Genomic DNA, 24,422 nt, shown 5'->3' on the forward strand with positions numbered 1-24,422 from the left:
GCTTAAACGCCCAGCTTGTCGCGCAGGCTGTAATACCAGGCGCCGATGGCGGACAACGGCACTCGCAGTGCCTGGCCGCCCGGGAAGGGGTAGTGCGGTAGCGCGGCGAAAGCATCGAACCGCTCTGCCTGGCCGCGAAGTGCCTCTGCCAGCACCTTGCCGGCCAGGTGGGTGTAGGTCACGCCGTGGCCACTGCAGCCTTGGGAGTAGTAGATGCTATCCCCGATGCGACCTACCTGCGGCAGGCGCGAGAGGGTGAGCAGGAAGTTGCCGGTCCAGGCGTAGTCGATCTTCACGTTCTTGAGCTGCGGGAACGCCTTGATCATCTTGGGCCGAATGATGGCTTCGATGTTCGCCGGATCCCGGGCGCCATACACCACGCCGCCGCCGAAGATCAGCCGTTTGTCTGCCGTGAGCCGGTAGTAGTCCAGCAGGTAGTTGCAGTCTTCTACACAGTAATCCTGAGGCAACAGGCTGCGGGCAAGCTCGTCGCTCAAGGGCTCGGTGGCCACGACTTGCGTGCCGCACGGCATCGACTTCGCACTCAGCTCCGGGATCAGGTTGCCCAGGTAGGCATTGCCCGCCACGATCACGAACTTGGCTTTCACCTGGCCCTGGGGCGTATGCACCACGGGGTTGGGGCCGCGGTCGATACGGGTGGCGGGCGTTTGTTCGAAGATGCGCCCACCGAGGGACTCGACCGCCGCCGCTTCACCTAATGCCAGGTTCAGGGGGTGGATGTGGCCGCCACTCATGTCCAGCATGCCGCCGATGTACTGGTCGCAGGCGACTACCTCGCGAATGCGGCGCTGGTCCATCAACTCCAGTTGGGTATGGCCGTAGCGTTCCCAGAGGCGCTTCTGCGCTTCCAGATGGCCCATCTGCTTGCTGGTAATGGCCGCGAATACACCGCCGTCCTTCAAGTCGCAGTCAATGTTGTAACGGGCTACGCGTTCACGGATGATTCGACCACCCTCGAAGGCCATCGCGCCCAGCAACTCGGCCTGGCGCTTGTCGACCGTGCGCTCGATCACGTCGATGTCGCGGCTGTAGCTATTGACGATCTGGCCGCCGTTGCGGCCCGACGCGCCGAAGCCAACCCGGGCGGCTTCCACCATTACTACGCTGAAGCCTTGCTCCAACAGGTGAAGCGCACTGGAAAGGCCGGTATAGCCGGCGCCGACGACGCACACGTCGGCTTCGATGGTTTCCTGCAGGGCAGGGCGCGCCGGAACGGGGTTGGCCGACGCGGCATAGTAAGAGGGCGGGTAAGCGGTGTTCGCCATTTCAGCAACCTTTTGTTTAATATTCTTGACGACGGCGGCATGCTACCCCAATTTCTTTATCACCGCCAGCCAGCCACGCGGAGAACCAGACCGGCTGTGATCCCGGTATTTTTTTCCAGTTTTCAGCAGCTTACGGGGAAAATCGGTTGACAGGGCGCGGCGGCGGCGTAGAATGCGCACCCACAGCAGGCACATAGCTCAGTTGGTTAGAGCACCACCTTGACATGGTGGGGGTCGTTGGTTCGAGTCCAATTGTGCCTACCAGCTTCGCCGAAAGGCACGAGAAGGGCGATCCGAAAGGGTCGCCCTTTTTGTTTTGCGCGCTGCCCGGGCGCTGTAGGTAGGCCGCACGTGACGGTCCCCCCCACACTCACAACTCGTTAAGCTGCCGATACTCTTCCCAGCCCATGCCCAGGGCTTCGGCTACTTCCCGGTGCACTTCATCACGCATGGCCGCGAGGGCTTCGGGGCTGTCGGCGATCAATTCCAGCACGTACTCCCACGGCTCCAGCCCTAGGTCGCCAGCGGCATCTTCCATGGCCCATAGCACCTGTTGCTGTTGCTCCCGGCTATCCAGCTCACGAATTTCTTCGGCGAGCTCGGGATGGGCAGCCAGATAGCGGTCGCAGGCCAATTGCTGGCGGGCTTCTTTCGGGATCATTGAAAGTCTCGGCAAACAGGTATTCGGAGCGACATGATGCCACATCGAGTGACTTTCCGGGCCTGGGATGGGTCGAGCGCCGCCCGCTCGCTGGCAGCAATGCTAGAATGCGCGCCTTGAATTTCAGGAGGCGTTGGCGTGCGTAAATTGATGGGTGTGGCATTGGTGTTGTCGTTGGCCGGGTGCGGCAGCGCGGTGGAAGAAGCGCACAAGGCAGTCGCAGCCCAGCTGGAAAACCCGGCCTCGGCAAAATTCACCAATGTGCGCACTACCCCGCAGGGCAACGTGTGTGGCCAGGTAAAAGGGAAGGACGCCAGCGGTAACTACAGCGGCTTCCAGAGCTACGCGGCCATCAAGACCGAGCAGGGCTACCAGGCAGTCATCGACCGTGACGGCAGCAACGTAGTAGTGCGGGCGGCCTGTGGCGAGCCGGTTGCTCAGGCAGAGGCGCCCGCATCGGCGGCTGTAAACTCTGCCACTGGTTGGGACGTACGCATTGCCGACAACAATCCGGGCGCCCTCAGCGACATGACCTCACGGTTGGTGGAGCACGGTTTCATGGCCAGCGTGGTGAACCAGAACGGCAAGCCTCGCATATTCCTCGGCCCCTTCACCAGCCGTGAAGAAGCCGAAGCCACGCGGGATAAACTGATGGCCAGCCAGGGCATCGAATCCCAGGTGGAGCCGCACCCCGCACAGTGATCAGCCGCACGCCTTGAGGTTTACCGGGCCCACGAACTCGTTGCCGTGGCCCATCACGCATGCTACTTGCTGGTTGCGCTGGCGCTCCCAGGGTTGTACCGGGTAGGTTTTGTTCCAGGCCTGGTACAGCTTCATGTCCTGGCTGGACAGCTTAAGGCGATAGCGTTTGGTCATGTAGAAGTACGTGCGCGCGATCATGCCGCGGATCGTGGGCCGCGGCATCACCTTACCGGCCTTGAAATCCACCTGGGTCAAGCACTGGCCGTACTGGCCGCTGCGCTCCGGTAGCCAGCCGAAACTGAAGTTGTTGCGGTCGCCGTTCACCTCGCCAATGCTTGGTACCAGGTTGTGCAGGTCCGCCTCGGCCTGCTGATATTGCTTGTCGTTGCGGGTGCAATTCTTGCGCCCGCCGTTCTGCCAGCACCGCAGCTGATGGCCGATCTGCCAGGCTGGCACAATGTGTTCCCATTCGATGCGCGAAGCGCGCGCCAGGTTTTTCCGAGGTACGTATCCGCAGCCTTTGAGGTCTACCTTGTTGCCGGTGTATTTACACCCGCAGTAGAACTCCGTCGACTGCGGCGCGTACAACTTCCAGCCCACCTTTTTGGCCTCCGAAAAGGTACGCGGCGCTTCCGCCTGTACCGGAAGCGCCAGCAACAGGCAAACGCCTGCCAACCCCGCCAACAGTCGACGCTCAATCATCGCTCTGCACCACCCAGAACAGCTGAATCCCACCATCGTCTCGCCAAGCAAGCGTCACGTTGTCGTTCTCGGAGATTTCATCCAGCAAGCGTCGCCAGTCCTCCGAGCTTTCTGTTGGCTGTTTGAACAGGAGGGCGGAGCGTGATCGCTGAGCAGGTGGGGCGTTAATGATTTTTTGAACACGCAGTGCGAGTTGTTCGTAAGCGGTCACCGGCGCAGGGGACGAGGTGGAGGAGGCCACTAGTGTTTCCTTTTATTGCTGTATACGCATACAGTAGTGGTAAGCATTCCTTTTCGCAAGCCGCTGCGCTTGTTTGCCTACAGCCCCAGTCGAATCTGGCTAAGTTTCTGTGCGCCTCAAGGCGCTTTTTTCTGATTTGACAGGTAACGAAACGCCTTCCATAGTTGTTGCGCAAACGTTTGCCTCGTGCAACGGGCCCAAATAAATCTAAAAAGGATGCCCCATGAACACGCTGCCGCTTCTCCGTGGTCTTTCCATTTCCGTGCTTGCTGCCTGGCTCGCCGCTTCGCCTGTTCAGGCTGCGGAAAAGCCCAAGGTGGCCCTTGTGATGAAATCCCTCGCCAACGAGTTCTTCCTTACCATGGAGAATGGCGCGAAGGAGTATCAGAAGGAACACGCCGCCGATTTCGACTTGATCTCCAATGGCATCAAGGACGAATCCGATACCGCCGCACAGATCCGAATCGTCGAGCAGATGATCAATGCCCATGTGGATGCCCTGGTGATCGCCCCCGCTGATTCCAAGGCGCTGGTTTCAGTGCTGAAAAAAGCCAGCGACGCGGGCGTGAAAGTGGTGAACATCGACAATCAGCTCGACCCTGATGTGCTCAAGAGCAAGCAGCTGGAGGTCCCTTTCGTGGGGCCGGACAACCGTGCTGGCGCGCGCAAGGTGGGCGAATACCTGGCCACCAAGCTGCAGTCGGGTGACCAGGTAGGCATCATCGAAGGCGTACCCACCACCACCAACGCCCAGATGCGCAGCGCCGGGTTCAAGGACGCGATGAGCGCCGCCGGGATGAAAGTGGTGTCGGTGCAGTCGGGTAACTGGGAGATCGACAAGGGCAACGCCGTGGCCACGGCCATGCTCAACGAATACCCCGACATCAAGGCGCTGCTCGCCGGGAACGACAGTATGGCGCTGGGTGCGGTGTCGGCGGTGCGTGCCGCTGGCAAGGCTGGCAAGGTGCAGGTAGTCGGTTACGACAACATCAAGGCCATTGCGCCGATGCTCAAGGACGGCCGTGTATTGGCCACCGCCGATCAGTACGCAGCGCGCCAGGCAGTGTTTGGCATTGAAGAAGCATTGCGCCGGGTGAAGGGCGAAAAAAGTGAAGCCGGCGGCAATGTACAAACCCCGGTTGACCTGGTTACCCAGGCCGCGCCATGAACGCGGCCGCCCCTGTATTGCAACTGACGGGGGTAGGGAAAACCTACACCCAGCCGGTGCTCGCGGGCGTGGACCTGCAACTGAACCCGGGCGAAGTACTGGCGCTCACCGGTGAGAACGGCGCGGGCAAGAGCACCTTGTCCCGCATCATTGCCGGGCTGGAAACGCCCACCACCGGGAGCATGCGCTTTCTCGGCCAGGCGTGGCAGCCGGGTTCCCGCCGTGAAGCCGAGCGCCAGGGCGTACGCATGGTGCTGCAGGAGCTGAACCTGCTGCCCACCCTTACCATTGCCGAGAACCTCTTCCTTGAGCGGCTGCCACGCCGCTTCGGCTGGGTAGACCGCCCGCGCCTGCGTGCGCAGGCTGTTGAAGCCATGGCCAGGGTGGGGCTGGAGGGGCTGGACCCCGATACCCCCGTTGCGGCGTTGGGTATCGGCCACCAACAAATGGTGGAGATCGCCCGCAACCTTATCGGTGACTGCCGCCTGCTGATTCTGGACGAGCCCACCGCCATGCTCACTGGGCGCGAAGTAGAACTGTTGTTTGCTCAGATCGAGCGGTTGCGCGCGGCCGGCGTGGCGCTGGTGTACATCTCTCACCGGCTGGAAGAAATCGCCCGTATCGCCCAACGCGTGGCGGTATTGCGGGACGGTCGGCTGGTGTCGGTCACCGCTACCGGCGAGGTTAGCGAGCCGCAGTTGGTGAACCTGATGGTCGGTCGCGAGTTGGGAGAGCGCATCGACCTGGGCGAGCGGCGGATAGGCGCGCCTCTGTTTCAGGTGCGTGGCCTTACCCGAGGGCGCAAGGTGCGTGATGTGAGCTTCGAGGTGCGCGAAGGTGAAATCCTGGGTATCTCGGGGCTGATTGGCGCGGGGCGTACCGAGCTGTTGCGGTTGATCTTCGCGGCGGACCCGGCAGACAGCGGGCAGGTCAGCCTGGGTTTGCCCCCGGTGCCGCTGAAGCTCAACTCCCCCGTGGATGCGGTTCGCCAGGGCATCGCCCTGATCAGCGAGGATCGCAAGGGCGAAGGCTTGCTACTGCAGCAGCCCATCAGCGCCAACCTGGCCCTGGGTAACATGCCCCAAGTGGCCTCGCTGGGGTGGATGAGCAGCACGCGTGAGGAGGCGCTTGCGCGGCGACAGATAGATGCCATGCGCATTCGAAGCGCCGGACCGGAACAACCGGTCGGCGAGTTGTCGGGCGGCAACCAGCAGAAGGTGGTGATCGGGCGCTGGTTGGAGCGGGACTGCAAGGTACTGTTATTCGACGAGCCCACCCGCGGCATAGACGTGGGCGCAAAATTCGATATCTACCGGTTGCTGGGCGACCTCACGCGCCAGGGCAAGGCGCTTGTGGTGGTGTCCAGCGACCTTCGCGAACTGATGCTGCTCTGCGATCGCATCGGCGTAATGTGCGAGGGCGCCATGAACGGCATCTTCGAACGGGACCAATGGTCCCAGGACCAGCTCCTCGCCGCAGCGCTGGGTAGCAATCGTCATCATCCTGCCCGTTCCGGGCTCGAGGAATTCTCATGAAAACCACCGTTGCATCTCCGCCGAGGGCTGGCGGTGTTCGCTTGGCCCCGGCAGCGCTACGTACCTACCTTGGCCTGGGCGGGGCATTGCTGGCGCTGATCGCATTGTTCTCGTTCCTCAGCAGCCATTTCCTCTCCTACAGCACCTTCAGCATGCTGGCCAACCAGATCCCGGACCTGATGGTGCTGGCCGTCGGGATGACTTACGTGCTGATCATCGGCGGTATTGACCTCTCGGTCGGCTCCGTGCTGGCGCTGGCCGCTTCCGCCGTGAGCGTGGCCATGCTCGGCTGGGGCTGGGGCCCGCTGCCTTCTGCGGCATTGGGCCTGGCCTGCGCCACCTTGGCCGGTACGGTCACGGGCAGCGTGACGGTGGCCTGGCGCATCCCGTCGTTCATCGTATCGCTTGGCGTGCTGGAAATGGCCCGGGGCGCGGCGTACCAGCTCACGGATTCGCGCACGGCCTATATCGGCGATGCCTATAGCGCGTTGTCCGAGCCGCTGCTCTGGGGTATTTCGCCGTCCTTCCTGATCGCCTTGGCGGTGGTCGTCGGCGCTCAACTGGTGCTGAGCCGGAGCGTATTCGGCCGCTACCTGGTAGGCATTGGTACCAACGAAGAGGCCGTACGCCTGGTAGGCGTGGACCCTCGGCCCTACAAGGTGCTGGTGTTTTCGTTCATGGGGCTGTTGGCCGGCCTGGCCGCCTTGTTCCAGGTGTCGCGCCTGGAAGCCGCCGACCCCAACGCGGGGGCGGGCCTGGAGCTGCAAGTGATCGCCGCCGTCGTGATCGGCGGCACCAGCCTGATGGGTGGCAGGGGCTCGGTGATCAGCACGTTGTTCGGCGTGTTGATCATCTCGGTACTGGCGGCGGGGCTGGCACAGATCGGCGCCAGCGAACCGACCAAACGCTTGATTACCGGTGCGGTGATCGTGCTGGCGGTGATACTGGATACCTACCGAAGCCGTCGCGCCCGGCGGCAGGGCTGACATGGCGACGATCAAGGACGTCGCTGCGCTGGCGGGCATCTCCTACACCACCGTGTCCCATGTGGTGAACAATACCCGGCCGGTGAGCGACGCGGTACGCACCAAGGTAGAGGCTGCCATTGCCGAACTGGCTTATGTTCCCAGCGGCGTGGCGCGCTCTTTGAAAGCCCGCGCTACCGCCACCATCGGCCTGGTGTTGCCCAACAACATCAACCCCTACTTCGCGGAGCTCGCCAGGGGTATCGAAGATGCCTGCGAGCGCAACGGCTACTGCGTGATCCTCTGCAATTCCGATGACGATCCGCTCAAGCAGCGAAACTACCTCCGTGTGCTGCAGGAGAAGCGCGTGGACGGCCTGTTGCTCGCCGCCGTAGACAGCGGTGTCGCCTGCAGTGACTGGAGCGGCATGACCACGCCAATGGTGGTGGTGGACCGCGAAATTCCCGGGGTCGACGCTGATCTTGTATGCATTGATCACGCCGAGGGTGCCTACCTGGCGACTCGGCACCTGTTACAGCTCGGCCACAGGCGAATCGCCTGCGTGAATGGGCCAGCCGGTTCCACGGTGGCCCGCTTGCGTCAGGCCGGCTTCGACCGCGCTATTGCCGAAGCAGGCGTGGAAGTGCCCGCACGTTGGCGCCTCACCGGTGATTTCAGTGCCGATGGCGGCTACCGTGCGGGTGTGGCGCTGTTTGGGGCGCATCCACCCAGTGCGGTATTTGCCGCCAACGACATGTTAGGGATGGGCCTGCTGCGCGCGGCCGCCGAGCGTAAGCTGGCCGTGCCCAGGGAACTGTCCGTGATTGGTTTTGACGATATACAGATGTGTCGGTACGTGTATCCGGCCCTCACGACTGTCGGCCAGTCCATACTGGCGCTGGGTGAGCTGGCGGCCGAATGCCTGCTGGCGCGAATACAGGCAAGGGAATCCGTAGGCCCGCAGCGGCATGTAGTCGCCCCGACCATCGTTCCCAGAGAATCCACCGCGCCGCCGCACGCCAGATTGGCGGCGCAGGTTTGCAGCCAGGAAGAAGCGAACATATGAATGCCGAAGAACAGGTTCAAGCACCGGGCCGAGTCGTGGTGGTGGGCAGCCTGAACATGGACCTCGTGGTGCGGGCACCGCACCTGCCGCACCCGGGCCAGACCCTGGCGGGTACCCGCTTCGTCACAGCGCCCGGTGGCAAGGGCGCCAACCAGGCCGTGGCGGCGGCGCGCCTTGGAGCGCAGGTGAGCATGATCGGCTGCGTGGGCGATGACCCGAACGGGCGGGCATTGCGCCAGGCGTTGCTGGACGACGCCATCGACTGCGAAGGCGTGCGCATTCTTCCAGAGGTGCCCACAGGTGTCGCGCTCATCACCGTCGAGGAAGCCGGGCAGAACACCATCGTGATCGTGGCCGGGGCCAATGGAGAGCTTGCCACCGAGCATGTGGATGCGATGGAGCACGCGCTGCTTGGGGCGCAAGTAGTGGTGTGCCAGCTCGAAGTGCCGGAAGCGGTGGTGGGTCACACTTTGGCGCGCGCCCGGGCGCTAGGGAAAACAGTGGTGCTCAATCCGGCGCCGGCTACTGGGCCATTGCCGGCGCAATGGCTGCCTTGGGTCGATTACCTGGTGCCCAACGAAAGCGAAGCACAATTGCTTTCAGGCGTTGCGGTGACGGGACGCGACGGTGCCGAGGCCGCCGCCCAGGCGTTGCTTCAGCGGGGCGCCGGCAAGGTGTTGCTCACTTTGGGCGAGGCCGGTGCCTTGCTTGCCGGGCCCGAAGGGGTGCAGCATTTTCCCGCTTATCAAGTGAGCGCAGTGGATGCGACGGCGGCGGGGGATACGTTCATCGGTGCCTTCGCCGCGGCGTTGGCACAGGGCTGTGCGGAGGTCGAGGCGATTCGCTTCGCGCAACAAGCCGCGGCGTTGTCGGTAACCCGCGAGGGTGCTCAACCGTCCATTCCAGACCGCCAGCAAGTGCTGGCCTGGCCTTGGTGACCCCATGATCGACGTGATCATCGATACCGACCCTGGCGTGGACGACGTCGTGGCGCTGCTGCTGGCAATGGCACGCCCGGAGGTTATCAACCTGATGGCGATCACCACCGTGGCGGGCAACGTTTCCCTCGCCAAGACCACCCGTAATGCCTGCCTGGCACGCGAATGGGCCCGCCGTGGCGATGTGCCGGTGTACGCTGGAGCGGACCGGCCGTTGCAACGCATGCCGTTGTATGCAGAGGACGTGCATGGCAGCGAAGGCTTGCCGGACTTTGCCATTCATTCACCCACGGAAGGCCCGGCCAGCGAGCATGCTGTGGATTATCTCGTGCGTACCCTGGCCAGCGCTGCGCCTGCGAGTATCACACTCGCCTTGCTGGGCCCGCAGACCAACCTGGCGCTGGCGCTGCGCAAGGCGCCGGGTATCGTTCAGGGGATCAAGCAGGTAGTGATCATGGGCGGTGCCTGGTTCAACCCGGGTAACGTCACGCCAGTGGCAGAATTCAACCTGTTCGCCGATCCCCATGCCGCCGCTGAGGTGCTGGTCAGTGGCTTGCCGCTGGTGTACTTGCCATTGGACGTGACGCACAAAGTGCTCACCGGCCATGCCCGGCTCGACTGGCTTCAGGCACTGGGAACCCGTGCCAGCGAACGCATTTCCGCAATCATGGCGCCGTATATCCGGGCGGACATGGAGCGCTATGGGTTGCCGGGCGGCCCGGTGCATGACGCTAACGTGATCGCTTGGCTGCTGGAACCTTCGATTTATCAAACCATGCCGGCCATTGTTCGCGTGGACTGTAGCGAAGGCGATGATCTTGGCCGAAGCCGCCTGCTGGAAAGCGCATCACAGGGCAGTGCGCCGGTCACGTGGGTGACGGATGCGAACAGCGAGGGCTTTTTCGAGCTGCTTGGCAAGGCGCTGGCCCGGTTGCCCTGATCACACCGCCTGCATGGGTTCCAGTGGCGACCAGCGAGGCTCGTGAGCGAAGCGTTCGAATACTTGATCGATAAAGGCGCGGGCCGCTTCGGTGCCCAGCTCGCGCACCAACAGGTCGACGCTGATGATTGCCAGTTCTTCAGGATTTGTGGGGCTGTAGGAGCACTGGCCTTCGGCCCATCTGGCCTTGATATCGGTGACGAGGGTCAGGTTCATGGCAGGTCCGCCGTGAGATTGAAGCGCCAAGTTAATCACTTTGCGCCACGCCACGCACGGATTCTTGGGTATAAGCCCACCGTCGTGGCACACTCCGCGGGAATAAACCCGGCATTGCAGAACATGTTTATAGACCTTACTCAGCCCGGAGAGCCTTGCCTGGCTTCCGTCCGCCAACTGATCGCCCAGGGCAACGACCGCGCCCACTGCCAGTTACGGGTGAGCGATGCGGGGCTGGCCTGGCTGTCCACCGATGCGATTGGTGGGCAATCCCTCACTGGGGTGCGCTTTCGCCTGGAAACCTGGGCCGCCGGCTCTGGCTGCGTGGGGGCAGCTGCGGCCAGCGACGAGGCGTGGGTCGCGAAGATCCAGGCGGTGTTGCTGGGTAATTGGCCGCACCCGCGCTCGGATTATCTCGATATCTACTGAAGCCTGTCAGGTGTCTGGCAGTCCACCGAGTAACATCCTGTCACTTTTTCTCCGCCGCTCCTGCTCGCCACACGGGCAAACTCCCACGCAACCTCCGGCGCCACGCATGGTCGCAGGTGGGCAACGCTTGAATAACGAGGAGGTTTCATGGGTTTGGGTAAAACCGGGCTGGCAATTGCAGCCCTGGCACTGGCGAGCGGATGCTCCACGTCAACATCGCAAGCGCCGGCAAGCGCTGCAGCTCCAGCAGTTGAAGCAGGGCGGTGCAGTTCCGAGGCCGCGCAGTTCGCGGTAGGGCAACAGGCTTCTCAGGCATTGCTCGAGCAGGCAAAGGCGCGCTCGGGCTCGCTGATGGCACGCATCCTGGGCCCCCATGATCCAGTGACCATGGATTACAGATCGGAGCGGCTTAACCTCAATGCCGACGACAGCGGCAAGATCGTACGGGCAAATTGCGGCTAGGGTAGGGGCAGGCCGACCCTGAATAGAAAAGGCCCGCCAGGTCGACCGCATCGTGCGGTTCCCCTGGCGGGCCTCTTCGGCATTGCAAGCGGCGGAGTCTTACTCGCCACGAACCTGCGCGGCCTGCATCCCTTTCTGGCCTTTCTCAGCCACGAAAGAAACGGTCTGGCCTTCTTTCAGGCTTTTGAAACCGTCGGATTCGATCGCTTTGAAGTGAACGAACAGATCATCACCGCCGCCTTGCGGAGTAATGAAGCCGAAGCCCTTCTCATCGTTGAACCACTTGACGGTGCCGGTTTGGCGATTGGACATGGGGTGTATCTCCAGGAAACATAAGTATCTAGTACGAGTACCGTTCAACCGAACAGTACAGGGCCATCATAGACACAATCGAAGCTTTGGTAACCCCGTCCGGGCTAAAAAAGCTGAGATTTAGCGAAAACACTGCATTTCAAGGCTGTGGCGACAGCGATTTGGCGCCGAACGGTCGACCAAATCACGATTTGGCCTTGCACACCGCCACTTCTTTTTGCAACCGATCACGCAGGGCCACAGTGGGCGGTGGCGCCTTGCTCATCAGCTGCTGGATCTCATCGGTCGAAAACTTCTTGTCGATCACTTCTGCGCCACATGCGCAGTGGGCCGTGGCTTTTTCAGTGCTCACGCTTTGCGTGGCGGTGGCGACGCAGTCGCTCATGTATTGCTCGCGGGCGCCAGCGGGCCACTGGGCCTGGGCGGTGAGGGGCGCCAGCAGCGCGAAGGGCAGTGCAGCGGAAAGTAACGTGGACACACGCATGAGGAGGCTCCTGTGGGTGGAGTAGGAAAGCTGTGCGGCATTGCCTGTTTGAAACGGGCGTTACGCTCAAGTTCAGCGCCACGGCTTTTGAAAGCAAAGAAAGCCGCAAGGGTCTGGTGATCTCTGTGCTAGGATGGCGGCCCGCTCAATCAAGCGGTTTTTTTGTTTATTTCCAGTCACTCCGGTTCGGTCCCTGGTTGGCCACTGGCTCCTGCCACTGTGAGGCAGGCATACCGCCGAATCGTGTACTGGCTCATCCCAACCCACGTGACCTTTGGTAGGGGTCACCACTAGGAGAGGAGGCGCCATGCCCACCATTACTCTTCCTGACGGCAGTCAGCGTTCGTTCGATCACCCCGTTTCGGTCGCCGAAGTCGCCGCCTCGATCGGCGCCGGCCTGGCCAAGGCCACCGTAGCCGGCAAGGTCAACGGCAACCTGGTCGATGCCTGCGACCTGATCGACAACGACGCCAGCCTTCAGATCATCACTCCCAAGGACGAGGAGGGGCTGGAAATCATCCGTCACTCCTGCGCGCACCTGGTTGGTCACGCAGTGAAACAGCTGTACCCAACGGCCAGGATGGTCATCGGGCCGGTCATCGATGAAGGCTTCTACTACGACATCGCCTACGAGCGCCCCTTCACGCCCGATGACATGGCTGCCATCGAAGCGCGCATGCGCGAGCTCATCGACACCGAGTACGACGTCATCAAGAAGATGACCCCGCGCGCCGAAGTGATCGAAGTGTTCAAGGCCCGTGGCGAAGACTACAAGCTGCGCCTCGTCGAGGACATGCCCAGCGAAACCGCGATGGGCCTGTACTACCACGAAGAGTACGTCGACATGTGCCGTGGCCCGCACGTGCCGAACACCCGCTTCCTCAAATCCTTCAAACTGACCAAGCTGTCTGGCGCCTACTGGCGCGGCGACGCCAAGAACGAGCAACTGCAGCGCGTGTACGGCACCGCCTGGGCGGACAAGAAGCAACTTGCCGCCTACATACAGCGCATCGAAGAAGCCGAAAAGCGTGACCATCGCCGCATCGGCAAGCAGCTTGACCTCTTCCACCTTCAGGAAGAAGCGCCAGGCATGGTGTTCTGGCACCCCAATGGCTGGTCGATCTACCAGGTGCTGGAGCAGTACATGCGCCAGGTTCAACGCGAGAACGGCTATGTGGAAGTGAAAACGCCACAAGTGGTGGATCGTATCCTCTGGGAGCGATCGGGCCATTGGTCCAACTACGCCGAGAACATGTTCACCACTTCGTCGGAAAACCGCGACTACGCGGTCAAGCCGATGAACTGCCCATGCCATGTGCAGATTTTCAACCAGGGTTTGAAGTCCTACCGTGACCTGCCGCTGCGCATGGCCGAGTTTGGCTCGTGCCATCGCAACGAAGCGTCCGGCGCCCTGCACGGCATCATGCGCGTGCGTGGCTTCACTCAGGACGACGCACATATTTTCTGCACTGAAGATCAAGTAAAGAAGGAATCGGCCGATTTCATCAACTTGACCCTGCAGGTTTACAAGGACTTCGGCTTTACCGACGTGACCATGAAACTCTCCACCCGCCCCGCCAAGCGCGTGGGTTCGGAAGAGTTCTGGGATCGCGCCGAGAAAGCCCTGGCCGATGCGCTGGACGATTCGGGCCTGGAGTGGTCCTACCTCCCCGGCGAAGGCGCGTTCTACGGGCCGAAGATCGAGTTCACGCTCAAGGATTGCCTGGGCCGTAGCTGGCAGTGCGGCACCCTGCAGTACGACCCGAACCTTCCGGAGCGGCTGGATGCGAGCTACATCGCCGAAGACAACGGCCGCAAGCGCCCGGTGATGTTGCACCGCGCGATCCTCGGCTCGTTCGAGCGCTTCATTGGAATGCTGATCGAGCATTACGCCGGCGCTTTCCCGGCGTGGCTCGCGCCTACCCAGGCGGTGATCATGAATATCACCGATAACCAGGCCGATTTCGCCCGCGAAGTAGAGGGAATTCTCAATGGCAGCGGCTTCCGTGCCAAGTCTGACTTGAGAAACGAGAAAATTGGCTTTAAAATCCGCGAGCATACTCTGCTCAAGGTCCCGTTCATGCTCGTCATCGGCGACCGTGAGGTAGAGACGCAAACTGTCGCCGTGCGCACACGTGAAGGCGCTGACCTTGGCTCGATGCCGGTCGCGGACTTCCAGAAGTACCTTGCGCAGGCGGTTTCCCGGCGTGGTCGCCAAGATTTGGAGTAATCATTATTAAGCGTGAAATGAGACAGGATAAACGAACCGCACCGAAGGCCCCGATCAACGAGAATATCTCGGCCCGCGAGGTTCGGTTAATCGGTGCTGACGGTGAGCAGGTTGGCATCGTCTCTATTGATGAAGCGCTTCGTATCGCTGAAGAAGCGAAGCTGGACCTGGTGGAAATCTCCGCCGATGCACTGCCGCCCGTTTGCCGCGTGATGGACTACGGCAAGCACATCTTCGAAAAGAAGAAGCAGCAGAATGCCGCGAAGAAGAACCAGAAGCAGATCCAGATCAAAGAAATCAAGTTTCGTCCAGGGACGGAAGAAGGGGATTACCAGGTAAAACTGCGCAACCTGGTACGTTTCCTGAGTGAAGGGGACAAGGCCAAGATCTCTCTGAGATTCCGTGGTCGTGAGATGGCCCACCAGGAGCTGGGCATGGAGTTGTTGAAGCGGGTTGAAGCTGACCTTGCCGAATACGGCGCCGTTGAACAGCAGCCTAAGATGGAAGGACGCCAGCTGTTGATGGTCATCGCCCCCAAACGCAAGAAGTAACCTCCAGGGCACGGCAGGCCTTGTGGTTATGTTTATTCACTGAATGCGGAGTATCCGAACATGCCAAAAATGAAAACCAAAAGTGGCGCCGCGAAGCGTTTTCTGAAAACCGCTTCCGGCTTCAAGCACAAGCACGCTTTCAAGAGCCACATCCTGACCAAGATGTCCACCAAGCGTAAGCGTCAACTGCGTGGTAGCAGCCTGCTGCACCCGTCTGACGTCGCAAAAGTGGAGCGCATGCTGCGCGTTCGTTGATTCCGTTTCGGTCAAAGATAGAGGATATAGCTCATGGCTCGTGTTAAGCGTGGCGTCATTGCCCGTAAGCGTCACAAGAAAATTCTGAAACTTGCAAAAGGCTACTACGGTGCGCGTTCGCGCGTATTCCGCGTTGCCAAGCAAGCCGTCATCAAGGCTGGCCAGTACGCCTACCGAGATCGTCGTCAGAAGAAACGCCAGTTCCGCGCTCTGTGGATCGCCCGTATCAACGCTGGTGCTCGTACCAACGGCCTGTCTTACAGCCGTTTGATCGCTGGCCTGAAAAAGGCTGCCATCGAGATCGACCGTAAGGTACTGGCTGATCTGGCAGTGAACGAGAAAGCGGCGTTTGCTGCGATTGTCGAGAAAGCTAAAGCCTCGCTGGCTTGAGTACCCCCGACAATCACCGTTGCCTGCCTCGGTAGGCATCGGTGTTGAACGTCTTTGAATAGGGGAAGGGCCTGCGCTCTTCCCCTATTTCGTATCTGGAGCCTTTAAATGGAAAACCTGGATGCGCTGGTCACCCAAGCTTTAGGGGCCGTGCACAACGCTGAAGACATCAACGCCCTTGAGCAGATCCGGGTTCATTACCTGGGCAAGAAGGGCGAACTTACCCAGGTGATGAAAACCCTGGGCAACCTGCCAGCCGAGGACCGGCCCAAGGTTGGCGCGCTGATCAACGAAGCCAAGGAACGCGTCACCGGCGAGCTCAATGCGCGCATGGCGGCCTTCGAAGAGGCTGCGTTGAACGCCCAGTTGGCGGCAGAGCAGATTGACGTCACCCTCCCGGGGCGTGGCCAGGCCAGTGGCGGCTTGCACCCGATTACCCGCACCCTGGAGCGCATCGAGCAGTTTTTCACCCATATCGGCTATGGCATCGCCGAAGGGCCCGAGGTTGAGGACGACTATCACAACTTCGAAGCGCTCAACATTCCGGGCCACCACCCGGCGCGTGCAATGCACGACACTTTCTATTTCAATGCGAACATGCTGCTGCGCACCCACACCTCGCCGGTGCAAGTGCGGACCATGGAGTCCAGCCAGCCGCCAATTCGCATTGTGTGCCCGGGCCGCGTTTACCGCTGCGACTCGGACCTAACCCATTCCCCCATGTTCCATCAGGTGGAAGGGCTGCTGATCGACCGCGACATCAACTTCGCTGACCTGAAGGGCACCATCGAGGAATTCCTCCGCGTGTTCTTCGAGAAGGAGTTGGCGGTGCGTTTCCGTCCGTCCTTCTTCCCGTTCACAGAGCCGTCGGCCGAAGTGGACATCCAGTGCGTGATCTGCAGCGGCGGCGGCTGTCGCGTGTGCAAGCAGACCGGTTGGCTGGAAGTGATGGGGTGCGGCATGGTTCACCCGAACGTGCTGCGGATGTCCGGCATCGATCCCGAAGAGTTTTCCGGCTTCGCCTTCGGCATGGGCGCCGAGCGCCTGGCCATGCTGCGATACGGTGTAAATGACCTGCGCCTGTTCTTCGACAATGACTTGCGATTCCTTGCGCAATTTCGCTAGCCATAACGACATTTTCAGGAGAGCAGCATGAAATTCAGTGAACAATGGCTGCGTGGCTGGGTGAGCCCGCAGGTATCCCGCGACGATCTGGTTGCCCGCCTGTCCATGGCCGGCCTGGAAGTCGACAGCGTGACCCCGGTGGCCGGCGCCTTCAGCGGCGTGGTAGTGGGCGAAGTGCTGAGCACCGAGCAACACCCGGACGCCGACAAGCTGCGTGTGTGCCAGGTAAGCAACGGCAGTGAAACCTTCCAGGTAGTGTGCGGCGCGCCGAACGTGCGCCCTGGCCTGAAGATCCCGTTCGCCATGATCGGTGCTCAGCTGCCCGGCGACTTCAAGATCAAGAAGGCCAAGCTGCGTGGCGTTGAATCCAACGGCATGCTGTGCTCCCAGGCCGAGCTGCAGGTAGGCGAGGGCAATGACGGCCTGTTCGAACTGCCCGCCGATGCGCCTGTGGGCCAGGACATCCGCGAATACCTCGCGCTCGAAGACGTGATCATCGAGCTGGGCCTTACGCCAAACCGTGGCGACTGCCTGTCGTTGGCCGGCCTGGCCCGCGAAGTGGGCGCGCTCTATGCGGCGCCGGTCAGCCGTCCGGAAATCAAAGCCGTGCCGCCTGCGATCGACGACGTGCGCCCTGTGGACGTGCTGGCGCCTACCGCCTGCCCACGCTACCTGGGCCGGGTAATCCGCAACGTCGACCTCAGCCGCCCGACCCCGCTGTGGATGGTCGAGCGCCTGCGCCGCGCCGAAGTGCGCAGCATCGACGCCGTGGTAGACATCACCAACTACGTGATGATCGAGCTGGGCCAGCCCATGCACGCCTTCGACCTGAACGAAATCAATGGCGGCATCCGTGTTCGCATGGCTGAAGAAGGCGAGAAGCTCGTATTGCTGGACGGCCAGGAAGTGGCCCTGCGCAGCGATACGCTGGTGATCGCCGACCATCAACGCGCACTGGCAATTGCCGGCGTAATGGGTGGCGAGCACAGTGGTGTGAATACCGCGACTACCCGGGACCTGTTCCTGGAAAGCGCCTTCTTCGAGCCGATCTCCGTTGCGGGCAAGGCCCGTTCCTACGGCCTGCACACCGACGCCTCCCACCGCTATGAACGTGGTGTGGACTTCAACCTCGCCCGCGAGGCCATGGAGCGCGCGACTGCGCTGGTGCTGGAAATTGCCGGCGGCGAAGCAGGGCCGGTAGTTGACGTGAGCAACGAGGCGCACCTGCCGAAGGTCGCCCCGATCACCCTGCGTGCCGAGCGCGTGGAGCAGATGCTGGGCCTGGACATGGGCGCGAGCACCATCGAAGGCTTGCTGAAAGGCCTGGACCTCGGCGTAACTGCCGAAGGGGCAGGGCAGTGGACAGTCACCGTGCCGAGCCACCGCTTCGACCTTAGCCTGGAAGTGGACCTGATCGAAGAGCTGGGTCGCCTGTACGGCTACAACCGCTTGCCAGTACGTTACCCGCAAGCGCGCCTGGCGCCGCAGCTGCGCACTGAAGCCAAGGCTGAACTACCCGCGCTACGCCGCCTGCTGGTTGCCCGCGGCTATCAGGAAGCGATCACCTACAGCTTCATCGATCCGAAGCAGTTCGAGCTGTTCAGCCCAGGCGTAAAACCGCTCACGCTGGCCAACCCGATCTCGTCGGACATGGCCGCCATGCGTGTCTCCCTGTGGCCCGGCCTGATTCAAGCGCTGCAGCACAACCTCAACCGCCAGCAAACCCGCGTGCGCCTGTTCGAAAGCGGTTTGCGTTTCGTTGGTCAATTGGGCGAACTCAAGCAAGAGCCTATGCTGGCCGGCGTTGCCTGTGGCACCCGCCTGCCAGAAGGCTGGGCGCAGGGCGATGCCAAGGTCGACTTCTTCGACATCAAGGCAGACGTCGAAGCAGTGCTGGGCCATGCCGGCGCGCTGGCTGCGTTTACCTTCGTACCTGGCAGCCATCCGGCGCTGCATCCCGGCCAAACCGCGCGCATCGAGCGCAACGGCCAGGAAGTAGGCTACCTGGGTGCGTTGCATCCAGAGTTGCAAAAGAAACTGGGCCTCGACCGTACGGTCTATGTGTTCGAGCTGGTGCTGGAGGAAGTGGTCGAAGGCCGCCTGCCCAAGTTCAAGGAGCTGTCACGCTTCCCGGAAGTACGTCGTGATATCGCCCTGGTGGTCGATCAAGGCGTGGCCAGCGAGGCGATCATGACGGTGATTCGTGAGCAGGCAGGGGAATGGCTGACTGACCTGAGGCTGTTTGACGTCTACCAGGGTAAAGGCATTGATCCGCATAGAAAAAGCCTTGCCGTTGGCTTGACCTGGCAGCATCCATCGCGCACTCTTACCGACGATGAGGTGAACTCGACCACTTCGCAAATCCTCACCTCGCTCGAACAAAGGTTGAACGCCACGTTAAGGAAGTGACGTATGGGGGCTCTGACGAAAGCTGAGATGGCAGAACGTCTTTATGAGGAGCTGGGCCTGAACAAGCGCGAAGCCAAGGAATTGGTTGAGCTCTTTTTCGAGGAAATCCGGCATGCGCTCGAAGACAACGAACAGGTCAAGTTATCGGGTTTCGGTAATTTCGACCTCCGAGACAAGCGCCAGCGGCCGGGCCGCAACCCGAAAACGGGTGAGGAAATCCCGATCACCGCGCGCCGCGTCGTCACCTTTCGTCCAGGGCAGAAACTGAAGGCCCGAGTGGAAGCCTATGCTGGAACCAAGTCATAACGACGAGCTCCCGCCCATTCCCGGCAAGCGCTACTTCACCATCGGTGAAGTCAGCGACTTGTGTGCGGTAAAGCCCCACGTTCTTCGGTACTGGGAACAGGAATTCCCGCAGCTCAACCCCGTGAAGCGCCGTGGCAACCGCCGGTATTATCAGCGACAGGACGTGCTGATGATCCGACAGATCCGCGCGCTGCTGTACGACCAGGGCTTCACCATCGGCGGCGCACGCCTGCGCCTCTCCGGCGACGAGGCCAAGGACGACACCACCCAGTACAAGCAACTCATCCGCCAGATGATCAGCGAACTGGAAGATGTGCTTCACGTACTCAAGAAGTGAGCGAAAATAGTTAGAGAAAAAGCTTCCATAATTCAAAAGGTTAAGGTATCTTTCTCTCCGTTCTCGCTGCTAACGAGAGCAGGTTTAAACGCCTAGTCGGGGCGTAGCGCAGCCCGGTAGCGCACTTGCATGGGGTGCAAGGGGTCGAGTGTTCGAATCACTCCGTCCCGACCATTATTACTGAGTAAAATCAGACACTTAAGCCGATCATCAAGATCGGCTTTTTTGTGCTTGCGCAAAACCCGCGCAAAACTGGCGCAAAACTACTTCGCGATCTCGCTGATATCGAGGTCCGCTTCGACCTCCGACCATACAACGTCGGCATGATCCTTCTGGTAGTTGCGCGTCATGTTTTCAGTAGCGTGTCCTGCGATCTTCTGGCCGTCTTTCCCCGCTCGTTTGTAGAGGTGGAGGGAGAGGGCGCGGATCTCATGGAACCCTGGCATCTCCTCTTCCTTCCAGTCGGCATAACAGCCGCTTGCATCCCTGGCGTCCTTGAAGGCCCGCGTCAGGAATCGCTCATCGACCTTCGTCCAATGATCTTTCCCTTCACGTTTTTTCTTTCGCTCGGGTCGTCTGTGCACCAAATATGGTGAAAGTACCTCGTCACGGCAGCGTGCCAGGATCGCGGTCAGCTGAGGTGTAACTTTGACCTTGAGCCAGCCGGCATCGCTGGCTTTCTCTGTCTTGCTCTGCACGACGTAAAGGTATCCGTCCCGGATATCCTCAAACTTCATGCTCAGGATGTCACCGCGTCGCTGTGCAGTAACCAGCGCAAGATCGATTGCGTTCTGAAGCCACAACGGCGACTTCTCCCGGATGGCTTTCAGCCCTTCTACGGTATGCCGCTTGCGCTGCTTTTTCTCGATCTTGGCGATTGTGTTCGCAGCGGGATTGTCTGGGCACAGCCCCTCGGCCGCAGCGTGCGTGAAGACGTCCGAAAGAATGGCCCGCGCCTGATTGGAGGACCGTGGGGTGAGAGGCTTCAGGAACTCTGCCACCATCCGGATCGTGATCTGATCGATAGGTGTCGACCCCATCGCCTCTCGGATCTGTTTAAACCGTACCGAATAAAGGTCCAGCGTTGCCTTGGCCAGCTCGCGGGGTGGCAAGACCTCACGTTCATACGTCGCCAAGTACTCACCCAAGGTTACCGACTTTTCATCCAGCACTGTGGCAACGAGATCGGCGCCCCGAAGAAATGCGATGTTGAGTTGGGACGCTGCATCAATAGCGCGTCCGCGCTCCTCGCCGAACTGGAACCACTTACCATCGGTGGGCCTGCGGTACCGGTAGGTACCGCGGCGTGCATCGAAATATAGGTTTGGGGGCAACCCCTTGTTCGCCTTGTTCCGTGGTCGGGGGACCATCAAGCGGCTCCTTTCATCACCATATCTACCAGGCTGCTTCCAGTTATCCGCTGGTAGGCGAGCCAATCCACATACCAGATATTGCCGATCCGCTCGCCAGGCAACTTTCGGTCGCGTAGGTAATTGCGGATAGCTTGCGAGCATAGCGGGGTTCCGTTTTCCCCCCACTTACGCCGCTGGAATTCGCTGATCTTGATCAGCTCTTTTTTCATGATCGCTCCAAGTCGCCTGGTCGGCGGGTTAGTTATGTGGCTCGGTGTGGTGACCCCAAACGCACACAGGGCCGTCGTCCGTGTCGTGGATGGATAGTACGAACCAGTCATCCCCTTCCGGCCTGCTTGGGCACCATGCCGAGCAATCCGGGGCGCCATCTTCAAACCAGTTCGTTTGAAGCTCCTCCGGGGCTTCGTACTCGAAGCGAACGCAACTGACCTCAACGCCCCGTTCGTTGAACCAGGCTTTTGGTATCACGTCCTCATCCCCGAACTGATCGAATACGGATGCATCTAGAAGCCGTGCTCATCGCGTTCCATGGGGAGTTCGATTATTTGTCGCATAGAAATACCTCACCCACCGTCACCGGCAGGCTCATCGATAGGGAAGGGGTTTAAGTAGTCAACACTTTGATCAGCGCCGCGATGTGACGCTCTCGGCACTGGAAGGTGATGCGGCTTCGGGGCTGAGCAGGGCGAGGGCGGCGGCGATGCGGTTGCTTAGGGTGTCGCGCTCAGCGTGCAATTGAGCTACCAACGGCTCGACAGAACCTAGGCAGGCGTTATGTGCCTTTGCCTCATAGGTAAGGTTGCCGTCGGATCCGCGATCGTCGCTACGGGTCGGCCGGCCTTCCCCCACCGTTTTCAGCGCGGTCAGATAGATGGCGTGGTCAGTCAGGAAACTGGTGATTTCTTGGAATGACTCGCCCGACACCCAGATATAACCGTTCAGTTCGGCCATGTGGAACGGGCTCCAGAGCATGCCCATCAGGTCGAGGGGCGCTTCGAGCTGCTTAAGTTCGGGCTCGCGCAGACGGCAGAAGTTATCTCTCATTTGGTGTGCATCTCCACAAGCGCTTCGTCAATCTGGGATATTCAGGCCGTGCCGGCGGGCATCCACTGAGCCTGCGAACAAGTCGATAGCTGTGCTCATATTGATGTTCGAAAAGCGATGGGTTAGATTCACCACTGCTCAGCCCCCTGCGGAAAGCCAGGCTTTCCAGAGGTGGCAGAGCGGTCTATTGCACCGACCTGATAAGTCGGCGTTCGGGCAACTGAACCACGGGTTCGAATCCCGTCCTCTCCGCAAAGCCCCTGCCAGCAATGGCGGGGGTTTTCTGGTTTTAAGCGGCAGGTCAATCGCCGTCGTAGCAGCCGCATGGCATGTCGGCGGGTTGCTTAAAAAGATCCAGTTGCTCCCGATCGGCGCGGATCAGGTCTGCCCAGCGGCAGCGCCGGCCGAGTCCGCTTATCGTGGTAAGGTCGGCGTTTTCTTCCAAGAGGATGGCGCGAAGCTTCAGCTCTTCCGGCAGTGCCAGAATTTCGTTAGGCTTGCTGTTTGGGCAGAAGAAGCAGGCGCTCTTACCGGGCAGCGGCAGGCCGGCAGTACGTATCGCCTCGACGCATTCTTCCCTGCCCAATGCCCCATTCAATAAGCGGATAGCGCCATCGGTATTCTTGTTTTCGCTGAACTTGGCGCGCTGTGGTTCGCCTGCGTCATAGCCAATGCACTTGATGACTTTTTCGCCGTTCGCCCATGCTGCCCTAGCAGGCTCCCAGTTATTGGCGAACTTCTCCTGAGGCTCGACATTGAACTTGAGCGAGCATGACTTCCAGCCATACGCGACGCTTGGCAGCATCTTCATGCGAATGCAGTTCTGTTCCAACGTCTCGACCTTACCGCCTTTCTTGACACAGATGATTTCGGGATATCCGCGCCCCATGAGCCATGGCGCTGAACATTTCGAGATAGAGGTAAGTTTCATATCGTTCACCGCCGGTATCCGCAAAGGTGATGACGTCGATGTGCTCGCCGCGCCGCACCATCTCAACCAGCATCGCGGTGCTGTTGGTGCCGGCGCCGTAGCTGACCATGATAGGCATAGGTTCTCCAGGCAGCCGCCTGCCTGCCGAGGCGCGGTGGCAAATTGGTAGGGAATGGTGTTTGATCCGCTATCCAAAAAATTTAGGGAGGCGGCGGTGAATTTAAAGCGTGAAATTGAAAACAGTGCACCCTTTGCTATACGCATGCTTTGGGCGTGCGTAATAGTAGGCCCCACCCTATGGGTCTTTCTTTCACCCCTTACCCTTTCCGGCATGACCAGCTCCGAAGCTGCAGCTTGGGTACAGGCTGTTGGTTCTGTTGGGGCTATTATTGTTGCGTGTGCAGTTGCGAGCTGGCAGACCCAGAAAGCGCAAAAGAGTCGCGCTTTGGAGCATGAGAGCAGGATGGGTGCGATGTTCGCAGTGATTGAGAACGCCGCTAACTATGCATTCTCTCTAGAGCGGCTGGTTGAGCAAAGCCCTCCAGATTTCGTCTTCAGGTCAGCTTGGACTATAACCATTGGAGGCCCCATAGCTGCCTCTACCCAAGCCTTAGGTGCAATCCCTTTGCATGAACTTGGAGATGCCCACTTGGTTGTACACTGCGTCACCATAATAGGAGCGATGAATAAACTGAAATCTGAGGCAGAGTCCTACCTTTCTCAGACGCCGTCGATGGAACTTACCACTAAGACCTATACGTCTATCAAGATCCAAGCCCAAATGGTCGGCTATTCATGGTCTGAGTTTCGAAAAGCTAGTGGAGACCGAATTTCATCCCCTGGATCCTGCTGAATCATCAGCAGGCTCTTGCGCTCAAAAGCCAGCGCCACGATACGAGAGGGTCTGTATTCGTGGCGCGGAACTTCAAGCAGCGGCAGGGCCTTATCCGGCCCCAGCCCATCCAGGTGATGAATCATCAGCGTCATCGCCTCGCCCTGTTCCTCCAGCCCGACCCACTGCATCGGCTCAGCGAGTGCTTGCTTCGTGCCTGGGCGAACCCAGAGCCGCAATTCCTCTTCCTGCACCGCCTTGGGTTTCGCTGCGGTCTTCGCCGACCGCTCGGTCTGTGTCATGGCCATAAACCACCTCGTTCAAACTGCTAGGCGGCAAGTTGATTTGCAACGGGCGCCGGCGTAACCGGGCACTCTGCTTTGGCTTCAATTTCAATGTCCTTGTCGTTCCAGCCAGCGAGCCACCAGGCCCACTTTGACGAGAGATAGGATAAGAGCGGGCCATCTTGGCTACGCCGACTTCGCGCTCAGCGCTTCCCGTTTGATAGGCGCTAGGGTGTTAATGCTGGCGG

The 24,422-nt window shown here is 60.5% G+C and carries 30 protein-coding genes and 3 tRNA genes; 20 read left to right on the top strand and 13 right to left on the bottom strand.

Annotation, left to right across the window (positions count from 1 at the left end; genetic code table 11):
• Window positions 1-2: 2 nt before the first annotated feature.
• Window positions 3-1,286, bottom strand: coding sequence for an NAD(P)/FAD-dependent oxidoreductase (locus AC3Z8Y_RS09470; protein ID WP_490089450.1), 1,284 nt, complete (start codon window positions 1,284-1,286; stop codon window positions 3-5).
• Window positions 1,287-1,473: 187 nt separating this feature from the next.
• Here AC3Z8Y_RS09470 and AC3Z8Y_RS09475 point away from each other — a divergent pair.
• Window positions 1,474-1,550: transfer RNA gene (locus AC3Z8Y_RS09475), tRNA-Val, on the top strand.
• 106 nt (window positions 1,551-1,656) lie between these two features.
• Here AC3Z8Y_RS09475 and AC3Z8Y_RS09480 read toward each other — a convergent pair.
• On the bottom strand, window positions 1,657-1,947 hold the full coding sequence (locus AC3Z8Y_RS09480; protein WP_225774427.1) for a DUF6388 family protein: 291 nt from the start codon (window positions 1,945-1,947) through the stop codon (window positions 1,657-1,659).
• 138 nt (window positions 1,948-2,085) lie between these two features.
• Here AC3Z8Y_RS09480 and AC3Z8Y_RS09485 point away from each other — a divergent pair, with 138 nt between their 5' ends.
• Complete coding sequence (locus AC3Z8Y_RS09485; protein ID WP_490089451.1) at window positions 2,086-2,649, top strand: SPOR domain-containing protein; 564 nt, start codon at window positions 2,086-2,088, stop codon at window positions 2,647-2,649.
• Here AC3Z8Y_RS09485 and AC3Z8Y_RS09490 read toward each other — a convergent pair whose 3' ends face one another.
• Together AC3Z8Y_RS09490 and AC3Z8Y_RS09495 are read right to left on the bottom strand one after the other, a co-directional pair.
• Window positions 2,650-3,351: an endonuclease gene (locus tag AC3Z8Y_RS09490; RefSeq protein WP_490089452.1), complete on the bottom strand. Its 702-nt coding sequence runs from the start codon at window positions 3,349-3,351 to the stop codon at window positions 2,650-2,652. It abuts the gene before it with no gap.
• Complete coding sequence (locus AC3Z8Y_RS09495) at window positions 3,344-3,592, bottom strand: DUF1654 domain-containing protein (protein ID WP_490089453.1); 249 nt, start codon at window positions 3,590-3,592, stop codon at window positions 3,344-3,346. Before AC3Z8Y_RS09495 ends, AC3Z8Y_RS09490 begins: the two co-directional genes overlap by 8 nt.
• A gap of 223 nt (window positions 3,593-3,815) precedes the next feature.
• Here AC3Z8Y_RS09495 and AC3Z8Y_RS09500 point away from each other — a divergent pair, with 223 nt between their 5' ends.
• The 6 genes from AC3Z8Y_RS09500 to AC3Z8Y_RS09525 are packed head-to-tail and all read left to right on the top strand — an operon-like array spanning window position 3,816 to window position 10,204.
• On the top strand, window positions 3,816-4,760 hold the full coding sequence (locus AC3Z8Y_RS09500) for a sugar ABC transporter substrate-binding protein (RefSeq protein ID WP_490089454.1): 945 nt from the start codon (window positions 3,816-3,818) through the stop codon (window positions 4,758-4,760).
• Window positions 4,757-6,295 carry a sugar ABC transporter ATP-binding protein gene (locus tag AC3Z8Y_RS09505; protein ID WP_490089455.1) on the top strand — a complete coding sequence of 513 codons (1,539 nt, stop codon included), beginning with the start codon at window positions 4,757-4,759 and terminating at the stop codon, window positions 6,293-6,295. Before AC3Z8Y_RS09500 ends, AC3Z8Y_RS09505 begins: the two co-directional genes overlap by 4 nt.
• Window positions 6,292-7,281, top strand: coding sequence for an ABC transporter permease (locus tag AC3Z8Y_RS09510; protein ID WP_490089456.1), 990 nt, complete (start codon window positions 6,292-6,294; stop codon window positions 7,279-7,281). Before AC3Z8Y_RS09505 ends, AC3Z8Y_RS09510 begins: the two co-directional genes overlap by 4 nt.
• Window position 7,282: 1 nt before the next feature.
• On the top strand, window positions 7,283-8,326 hold the full coding sequence (locus AC3Z8Y_RS09515) for a LacI family DNA-binding transcriptional regulator (RefSeq protein ID WP_490089457.1): 1,044 nt from the start codon (window positions 7,283-7,285) through the stop codon (window positions 8,324-8,326).
• Complete coding sequence (gene rbsK, locus AC3Z8Y_RS09520; RefSeq protein ID WP_490089458.1) at window positions 8,323-9,264, top strand: ribokinase; 942 nt, start codon at window positions 8,323-8,325, stop codon at window positions 9,262-9,264. The genes AC3Z8Y_RS09515 and rbsK overlap by 4 nt, the downstream gene beginning before the upstream one ends.
• Window positions 9,265-9,268: 4 nt before the next feature.
• Window positions 9,269-10,204: a nucleoside hydrolase gene (locus AC3Z8Y_RS09525; RefSeq protein ID WP_490089459.1), complete on the top strand. Its 936-nt coding sequence runs from the start codon at window positions 9,269-9,271 to the stop codon at window positions 10,202-10,204.
• On the opposite strand, the gene AC3Z8Y_RS09530 is transcribed toward AC3Z8Y_RS09525, so the two are convergent.
• Window positions 10,205-10,420, bottom strand: coding sequence for a hypothetical protein (locus tag AC3Z8Y_RS09530; protein WP_490089460.1), 216 nt, complete (start codon window positions 10,418-10,420; stop codon window positions 10,205-10,207).
• Window positions 10,421-10,543: 123 nt separating this feature from the next.
• Between AC3Z8Y_RS09530 and AC3Z8Y_RS09535 the strand changes: the two genes are divergently transcribed.
• Both AC3Z8Y_RS09535 and AC3Z8Y_RS09540 read left to right on the top strand, forming a co-directional pair.
• Window positions 10,544-10,849, top strand: a complete 306-nt coding sequence (locus AC3Z8Y_RS09535) for a hypothetical protein (RefSeq protein WP_490089461.1) — start codon at window positions 10,544-10,546, stop codon at window positions 10,847-10,849.
• A 147-nt stretch (window positions 10,850-10,996) separates the two neighbouring features.
• The gene (locus AC3Z8Y_RS09540; RefSeq protein WP_490089462.1) at window positions 10,997-11,311 is read left to right on the top strand and encodes an I78 family peptidase inhibitor; all 315 of its coding nucleotides are present in this window, start codon (window positions 10,997-10,999) and stop codon (window positions 11,309-11,311) included.
• 99 nt (window positions 11,312-11,410) lie between these two features.
• On the opposite strand, the gene AC3Z8Y_RS09545 is transcribed toward AC3Z8Y_RS09540, so the two are convergent.
• Window positions 11,411-11,623 (bottom strand): cold-shock protein, encoded by a 213-nt coding sequence (locus tag AC3Z8Y_RS09545; RefSeq protein ID WP_003234260.1) that lies wholly within the window; start codon window positions 11,621-11,623, stop codon window positions 11,411-11,413.
• A gap of 184 nt (window positions 11,624-11,807) precedes the next feature.
• Window positions 11,808-12,107 carry a hypothetical protein gene (locus AC3Z8Y_RS09550; protein ID WP_490089463.1) on the bottom strand — a complete coding sequence of 100 codons (300 nt, stop codon included), beginning with the start codon at window positions 12,105-12,107 and terminating at the stop codon, window positions 11,808-11,810.
• 307 nt (window positions 12,108-12,414) lie between these two features.
• On the opposite strand from AC3Z8Y_RS09550, the gene thrS reads away from it, so the two are divergent.
• The 9 genes from thrS (at window position 12,415) to AC3Z8Y_RS09595 (ending at window position 19,884) form a co-directional block, all read left to right on the top strand.
• A complete protein-coding gene (gene thrS / locus AC3Z8Y_RS09555) occupies window positions 12,415-14,337 on the top strand; it encodes a threonine--tRNA ligase (protein WP_490089464.1) in 1,923 nt (640 codons plus the stop codon).
• The gene (gene infC / locus AC3Z8Y_RS09560) at window positions 14,337-14,888 is read left to right on the top strand and encodes a translation initiation factor IF-3 (protein ID WP_490089968.1); all 552 of its coding nucleotides are present in this window, start codon (window positions 14,337-14,339) and stop codon (window positions 14,886-14,888) included. Before thrS ends, infC begins: the two co-directional genes overlap by 1 nt.
• A gap of 60 nt (window positions 14,889-14,948) precedes the next feature.
• Window positions 14,949-15,143, top strand: coding sequence for a 50S ribosomal protein L35 (gene rpmI / locus AC3Z8Y_RS09565; protein ID WP_009394045.1), 195 nt, complete (start codon window positions 14,949-14,951; stop codon window positions 15,141-15,143).
• A gap of 33 nt (window positions 15,144-15,176) precedes the next feature.
• On the top strand, window positions 15,177-15,533 hold the full coding sequence (gene rplT / locus AC3Z8Y_RS09570; protein WP_040262863.1) for a 50S ribosomal protein L20: 357 nt from the start codon (window positions 15,177-15,179) through the stop codon (window positions 15,531-15,533).
• Between the two features lie 108 nt (window positions 15,534-15,641).
• Window positions 15,642-16,658 carry a phenylalanine--tRNA ligase subunit alpha gene (gene pheS, locus AC3Z8Y_RS09575; RefSeq protein ID WP_490089465.1) on the top strand — a complete coding sequence of 339 codons (1,017 nt, stop codon included), beginning with the start codon at window positions 15,642-15,644 and terminating at the stop codon, window positions 16,656-16,658.
• Window positions 16,659-16,685: 27 nt separating this feature from the next.
• Window positions 16,686-19,067 (top strand): phenylalanine--tRNA ligase subunit beta, encoded by a 2,382-nt coding sequence (gene pheT, locus AC3Z8Y_RS09580; RefSeq protein WP_490089466.1) that lies wholly within the window; start codon window positions 16,686-16,688, stop codon window positions 19,065-19,067.
• 3 nt (window positions 19,068-19,070) lie between these two features.
• Window positions 19,071-19,373 (top strand): integration host factor subunit alpha, encoded by a 303-nt coding sequence (ihfA, locus tag AC3Z8Y_RS09585; protein ID WP_002553164.1) that lies wholly within the window; start codon window positions 19,071-19,073, stop codon window positions 19,371-19,373.
• Window positions 19,354-19,710: a MerR family transcriptional regulator gene (locus AC3Z8Y_RS09590; RefSeq protein ID WP_168080663.1), complete on the top strand. Its 357-nt coding sequence runs from the start codon at window positions 19,354-19,356 to the stop codon at window positions 19,708-19,710. The genes ihfA and AC3Z8Y_RS09590 overlap by 20 nt, the downstream gene beginning before the upstream one ends.
• 97 nt (window positions 19,711-19,807) lie before the next feature.
• Window positions 19,808-19,884 (top strand) — tRNA-Pro (locus AC3Z8Y_RS09595).
• An 89-nt stretch (window positions 19,885-19,973) separates the two neighbouring features.
• On the opposite strand, the gene AC3Z8Y_RS09600 is transcribed toward AC3Z8Y_RS09595, so the two are convergent.
• The 3 genes from AC3Z8Y_RS09600 to AC3Z8Y_RS09610 all read right to left on the bottom strand — a co-directional run bounded on the left by AC3Z8Y_RS09600 (window position 19,974) and on the right by AC3Z8Y_RS09610 (window position 22,127).
• Window positions 19,974-21,080 (bottom strand): tyrosine-type recombinase/integrase, encoded by a 1,107-nt coding sequence (locus tag AC3Z8Y_RS09600; protein ID WP_490089467.1) that lies wholly within the window; start codon window positions 21,078-21,080, stop codon window positions 19,974-19,976.
• Window positions 21,080-21,292 (bottom strand): hypothetical protein, encoded by a 213-nt coding sequence (locus AC3Z8Y_RS09605; RefSeq protein WP_181114308.1) that lies wholly within the window; start codon window positions 21,290-21,292, stop codon window positions 21,080-21,082. Before AC3Z8Y_RS09605 ends, AC3Z8Y_RS09600 begins: the two co-directional genes overlap by 1 nt.
• 415 nt (window positions 21,293-21,707) lie before the next feature.
• Window positions 21,708-22,127, bottom strand: coding sequence for a hypothetical protein (locus tag AC3Z8Y_RS09610; RefSeq protein ID WP_490089468.1), 420 nt, complete (start codon window positions 22,125-22,127; stop codon window positions 21,708-21,710).
• Window positions 22,128-22,294: 167 nt separating this feature from the next.
• On the opposite strand from AC3Z8Y_RS09610, the gene AC3Z8Y_RS09615 reads away from it, so the two are divergent.
• A tRNA-Ile gene (locus AC3Z8Y_RS09615) sits at window positions 22,295-22,379 on the top strand.
• Window positions 22,380-22,428: 49 nt separating this feature from the next.
• Here AC3Z8Y_RS09615 and AC3Z8Y_RS09620 read toward each other — a convergent pair.
• The 3 genes from AC3Z8Y_RS09620 to AC3Z8Y_RS09630 form a co-directional block, all read right to left on the bottom strand.
• Window positions 22,429-22,938 (bottom strand): hypothetical protein, encoded by a 510-nt coding sequence (locus AC3Z8Y_RS09620; RefSeq protein ID WP_490089469.1) that lies wholly within the window; start codon window positions 22,936-22,938, stop codon window positions 22,429-22,431.
• A 31-nt stretch (window positions 22,939-22,969) separates the two neighbouring features.
• The gene (locus tag AC3Z8Y_RS09625) at window positions 22,970-23,176 is read right to left on the bottom strand and encodes a hypothetical protein (protein ID WP_490089470.1); all 207 of its coding nucleotides are present in this window, start codon (window positions 23,174-23,176) and stop codon (window positions 22,970-22,972) included.
• A 671-nt stretch (window positions 23,177-23,847) separates the two neighbouring features.
• The gene (locus AC3Z8Y_RS09630; protein ID WP_490089471.1) at window positions 23,848-24,198 is read right to left on the bottom strand and encodes a hypothetical protein; all 351 of its coding nucleotides are present in this window, start codon (window positions 24,196-24,198) and stop codon (window positions 23,848-23,850) included.
• Window positions 24,199-24,422: the final 224 nt, after the last annotated feature.

The organism is Pseudomonas sp. 3MAES_34.3B (assembly GCF_058145875.1).

Excerpts from the sequence above, each read along its gene's own strand:
- AC3Z8Y_RS09610 (WP_490089468.1), bottom strand. The coding sequence starts at position 22,127 with ATGAGAGATAACTTCTGCCGTCTGCGCGAGCCCGAACTTAAGCAGCTC.
- AC3Z8Y_RS09620 (WP_490089469.1), bottom strand. The coding sequence starts at position 22,938 with ATGAAGATGCTGCCAAGCGTCGCGTATGGCTGGAAGTCATGCTCGCTC.
- AC3Z8Y_RS09515 (WP_490089457.1), top strand. The coding sequence starts at position 7,283 with ATGGCGACGATCAAGGACGTCGCTGCGCTGGCGGGCATCTCCTACACC.
- pheT (WP_490089466.1), top strand. The coding sequence starts at position 16,686 with ATGAAATTCAGTGAACAATGGCTGCGTGGCTGGGTGAGCCCGCAGGTA.
- AC3Z8Y_RS09600 (WP_490089467.1), bottom strand. The coding sequence starts at position 21,080 with ATGGTCCCCCGACCACGGAACAAGGCGAACAAGGGGTTGCCCCCAAAC.
- AC3Z8Y_RS09500 (WP_490089454.1), top strand. The coding sequence starts at position 3,816 with ATGAACACGCTGCCGCTTCTCCGTGGTCTTTCCATTTCCGTGCTTGCT.
- rbsK (WP_490089458.1), top strand. The coding sequence starts at position 8,323 with ATGAATGCCGAAGAACAGGTTCAAGCACCGGGCCGAGTCGTGGTGGTG.
- AC3Z8Y_RS09535 (WP_490089461.1), top strand. The coding sequence starts at position 10,544 with ATGTTTATAGACCTTACTCAGCCCGGAGAGCCTTGCCTGGCTTCCGTC.
- AC3Z8Y_RS09545 (WP_003234260.1), bottom strand. The coding sequence starts at position 11,623 with ATGTCCAATCGCCAAACCGGCACCGTCAAGTGGTTCAACGATGAGAAG.
- AC3Z8Y_RS09505 (WP_490089455.1), top strand. The coding sequence starts at position 4,757 with ATGAACGCGGCCGCCCCTGTATTGCAACTGACGGGGGTAGGGAAAACC.
- AC3Z8Y_RS09630 (WP_490089471.1), bottom strand. The coding sequence starts at position 24,198 with ATGGCCATGACACAGACCGAGCGGTCGGCGAAGACCGCAGCGAAACCC.
- AC3Z8Y_RS09625 (WP_490089470.1), bottom strand. The coding sequence starts at position 23,176 with ATGCCTATCATGGTCAGCTACGGCGCCGGCACCAACAGCACCGCGATG.
- rpmI (WP_009394045.1), top strand. The coding sequence starts at position 14,949 with ATGCCAAAAATGAAAACCAAAAGTGGCGCCGCGAAGCGTTTTCTGAAA.
- AC3Z8Y_RS09590 (WP_168080663.1), top strand. The coding sequence starts at position 19,354 with ATGCTGGAACCAAGTCATAACGACGAGCTCCCGCCCATTCCCGGCAAG.
- AC3Z8Y_RS09530 (WP_490089460.1), bottom strand. The coding sequence starts at position 10,420 with ATGAACCTGACCCTCGTCACCGATATCAAGGCCAGATGGGCCGAAGGC.
- AC3Z8Y_RS09470 (WP_490089450.1), bottom strand. The coding sequence starts at position 1,286 with ATGGCGAACACCGCTTACCCGCCCTCTTACTATGCCGCGTCGGCCAAC.
- AC3Z8Y_RS09540 (WP_490089462.1), top strand. The coding sequence starts at position 10,997 with ATGGGTTTGGGTAAAACCGGGCTGGCAATTGCAGCCCTGGCACTGGCG.
- AC3Z8Y_RS09605 (WP_181114308.1), bottom strand. The coding sequence starts at position 21,292 with ATGAAAAAAGAGCTGATCAAGATCAGCGAATTCCAGCGGCGTAAGTGG.
- AC3Z8Y_RS09510 (WP_490089456.1), top strand. The coding sequence starts at position 6,292 with ATGAAAACCACCGTTGCATCTCCGCCGAGGGCTGGCGGTGTTCGCTTG.
- AC3Z8Y_RS09550 (WP_490089463.1), bottom strand. The coding sequence starts at position 12,107 with ATGCGTGTGTCCACGTTACTTTCCGCTGCACTGCCCTTCGCGCTGCTG.
- ihfA (WP_002553164.1), top strand. The coding sequence starts at position 19,071 with ATGGGGGCTCTGACGAAAGCTGAGATGGCAGAACGTCTTTATGAGGAG.
- AC3Z8Y_RS09525 (WP_490089459.1), top strand. The coding sequence starts at position 9,269 with ATGATCGACGTGATCATCGATACCGACCCTGGCGTGGACGACGTCGTG.
- AC3Z8Y_RS09490 (WP_490089452.1), bottom strand. The coding sequence starts at position 3,351 with ATGATTGAGCGTCGACTGTTGGCGGGGTTGGCAGGCGTTTGCCTGTTG.
- rplT (WP_040262863.1), top strand. The coding sequence starts at position 15,177 with ATGGCTCGTGTTAAGCGTGGCGTCATTGCCCGTAAGCGTCACAAGAAA.
- thrS (WP_490089464.1), top strand. The coding sequence starts at position 12,415 with ATGCCCACCATTACTCTTCCTGACGGCAGTCAGCGTTCGTTCGATCAC.
- AC3Z8Y_RS09480 (WP_225774427.1), bottom strand. The coding sequence starts at position 1,947 with ATGATCCCGAAAGAAGCCCGCCAGCAATTGGCCTGCGACCGCTATCTG.
- pheS (WP_490089465.1), top strand. The coding sequence starts at position 15,642 with ATGGAAAACCTGGATGCGCTGGTCACCCAAGCTTTAGGGGCCGTGCAC.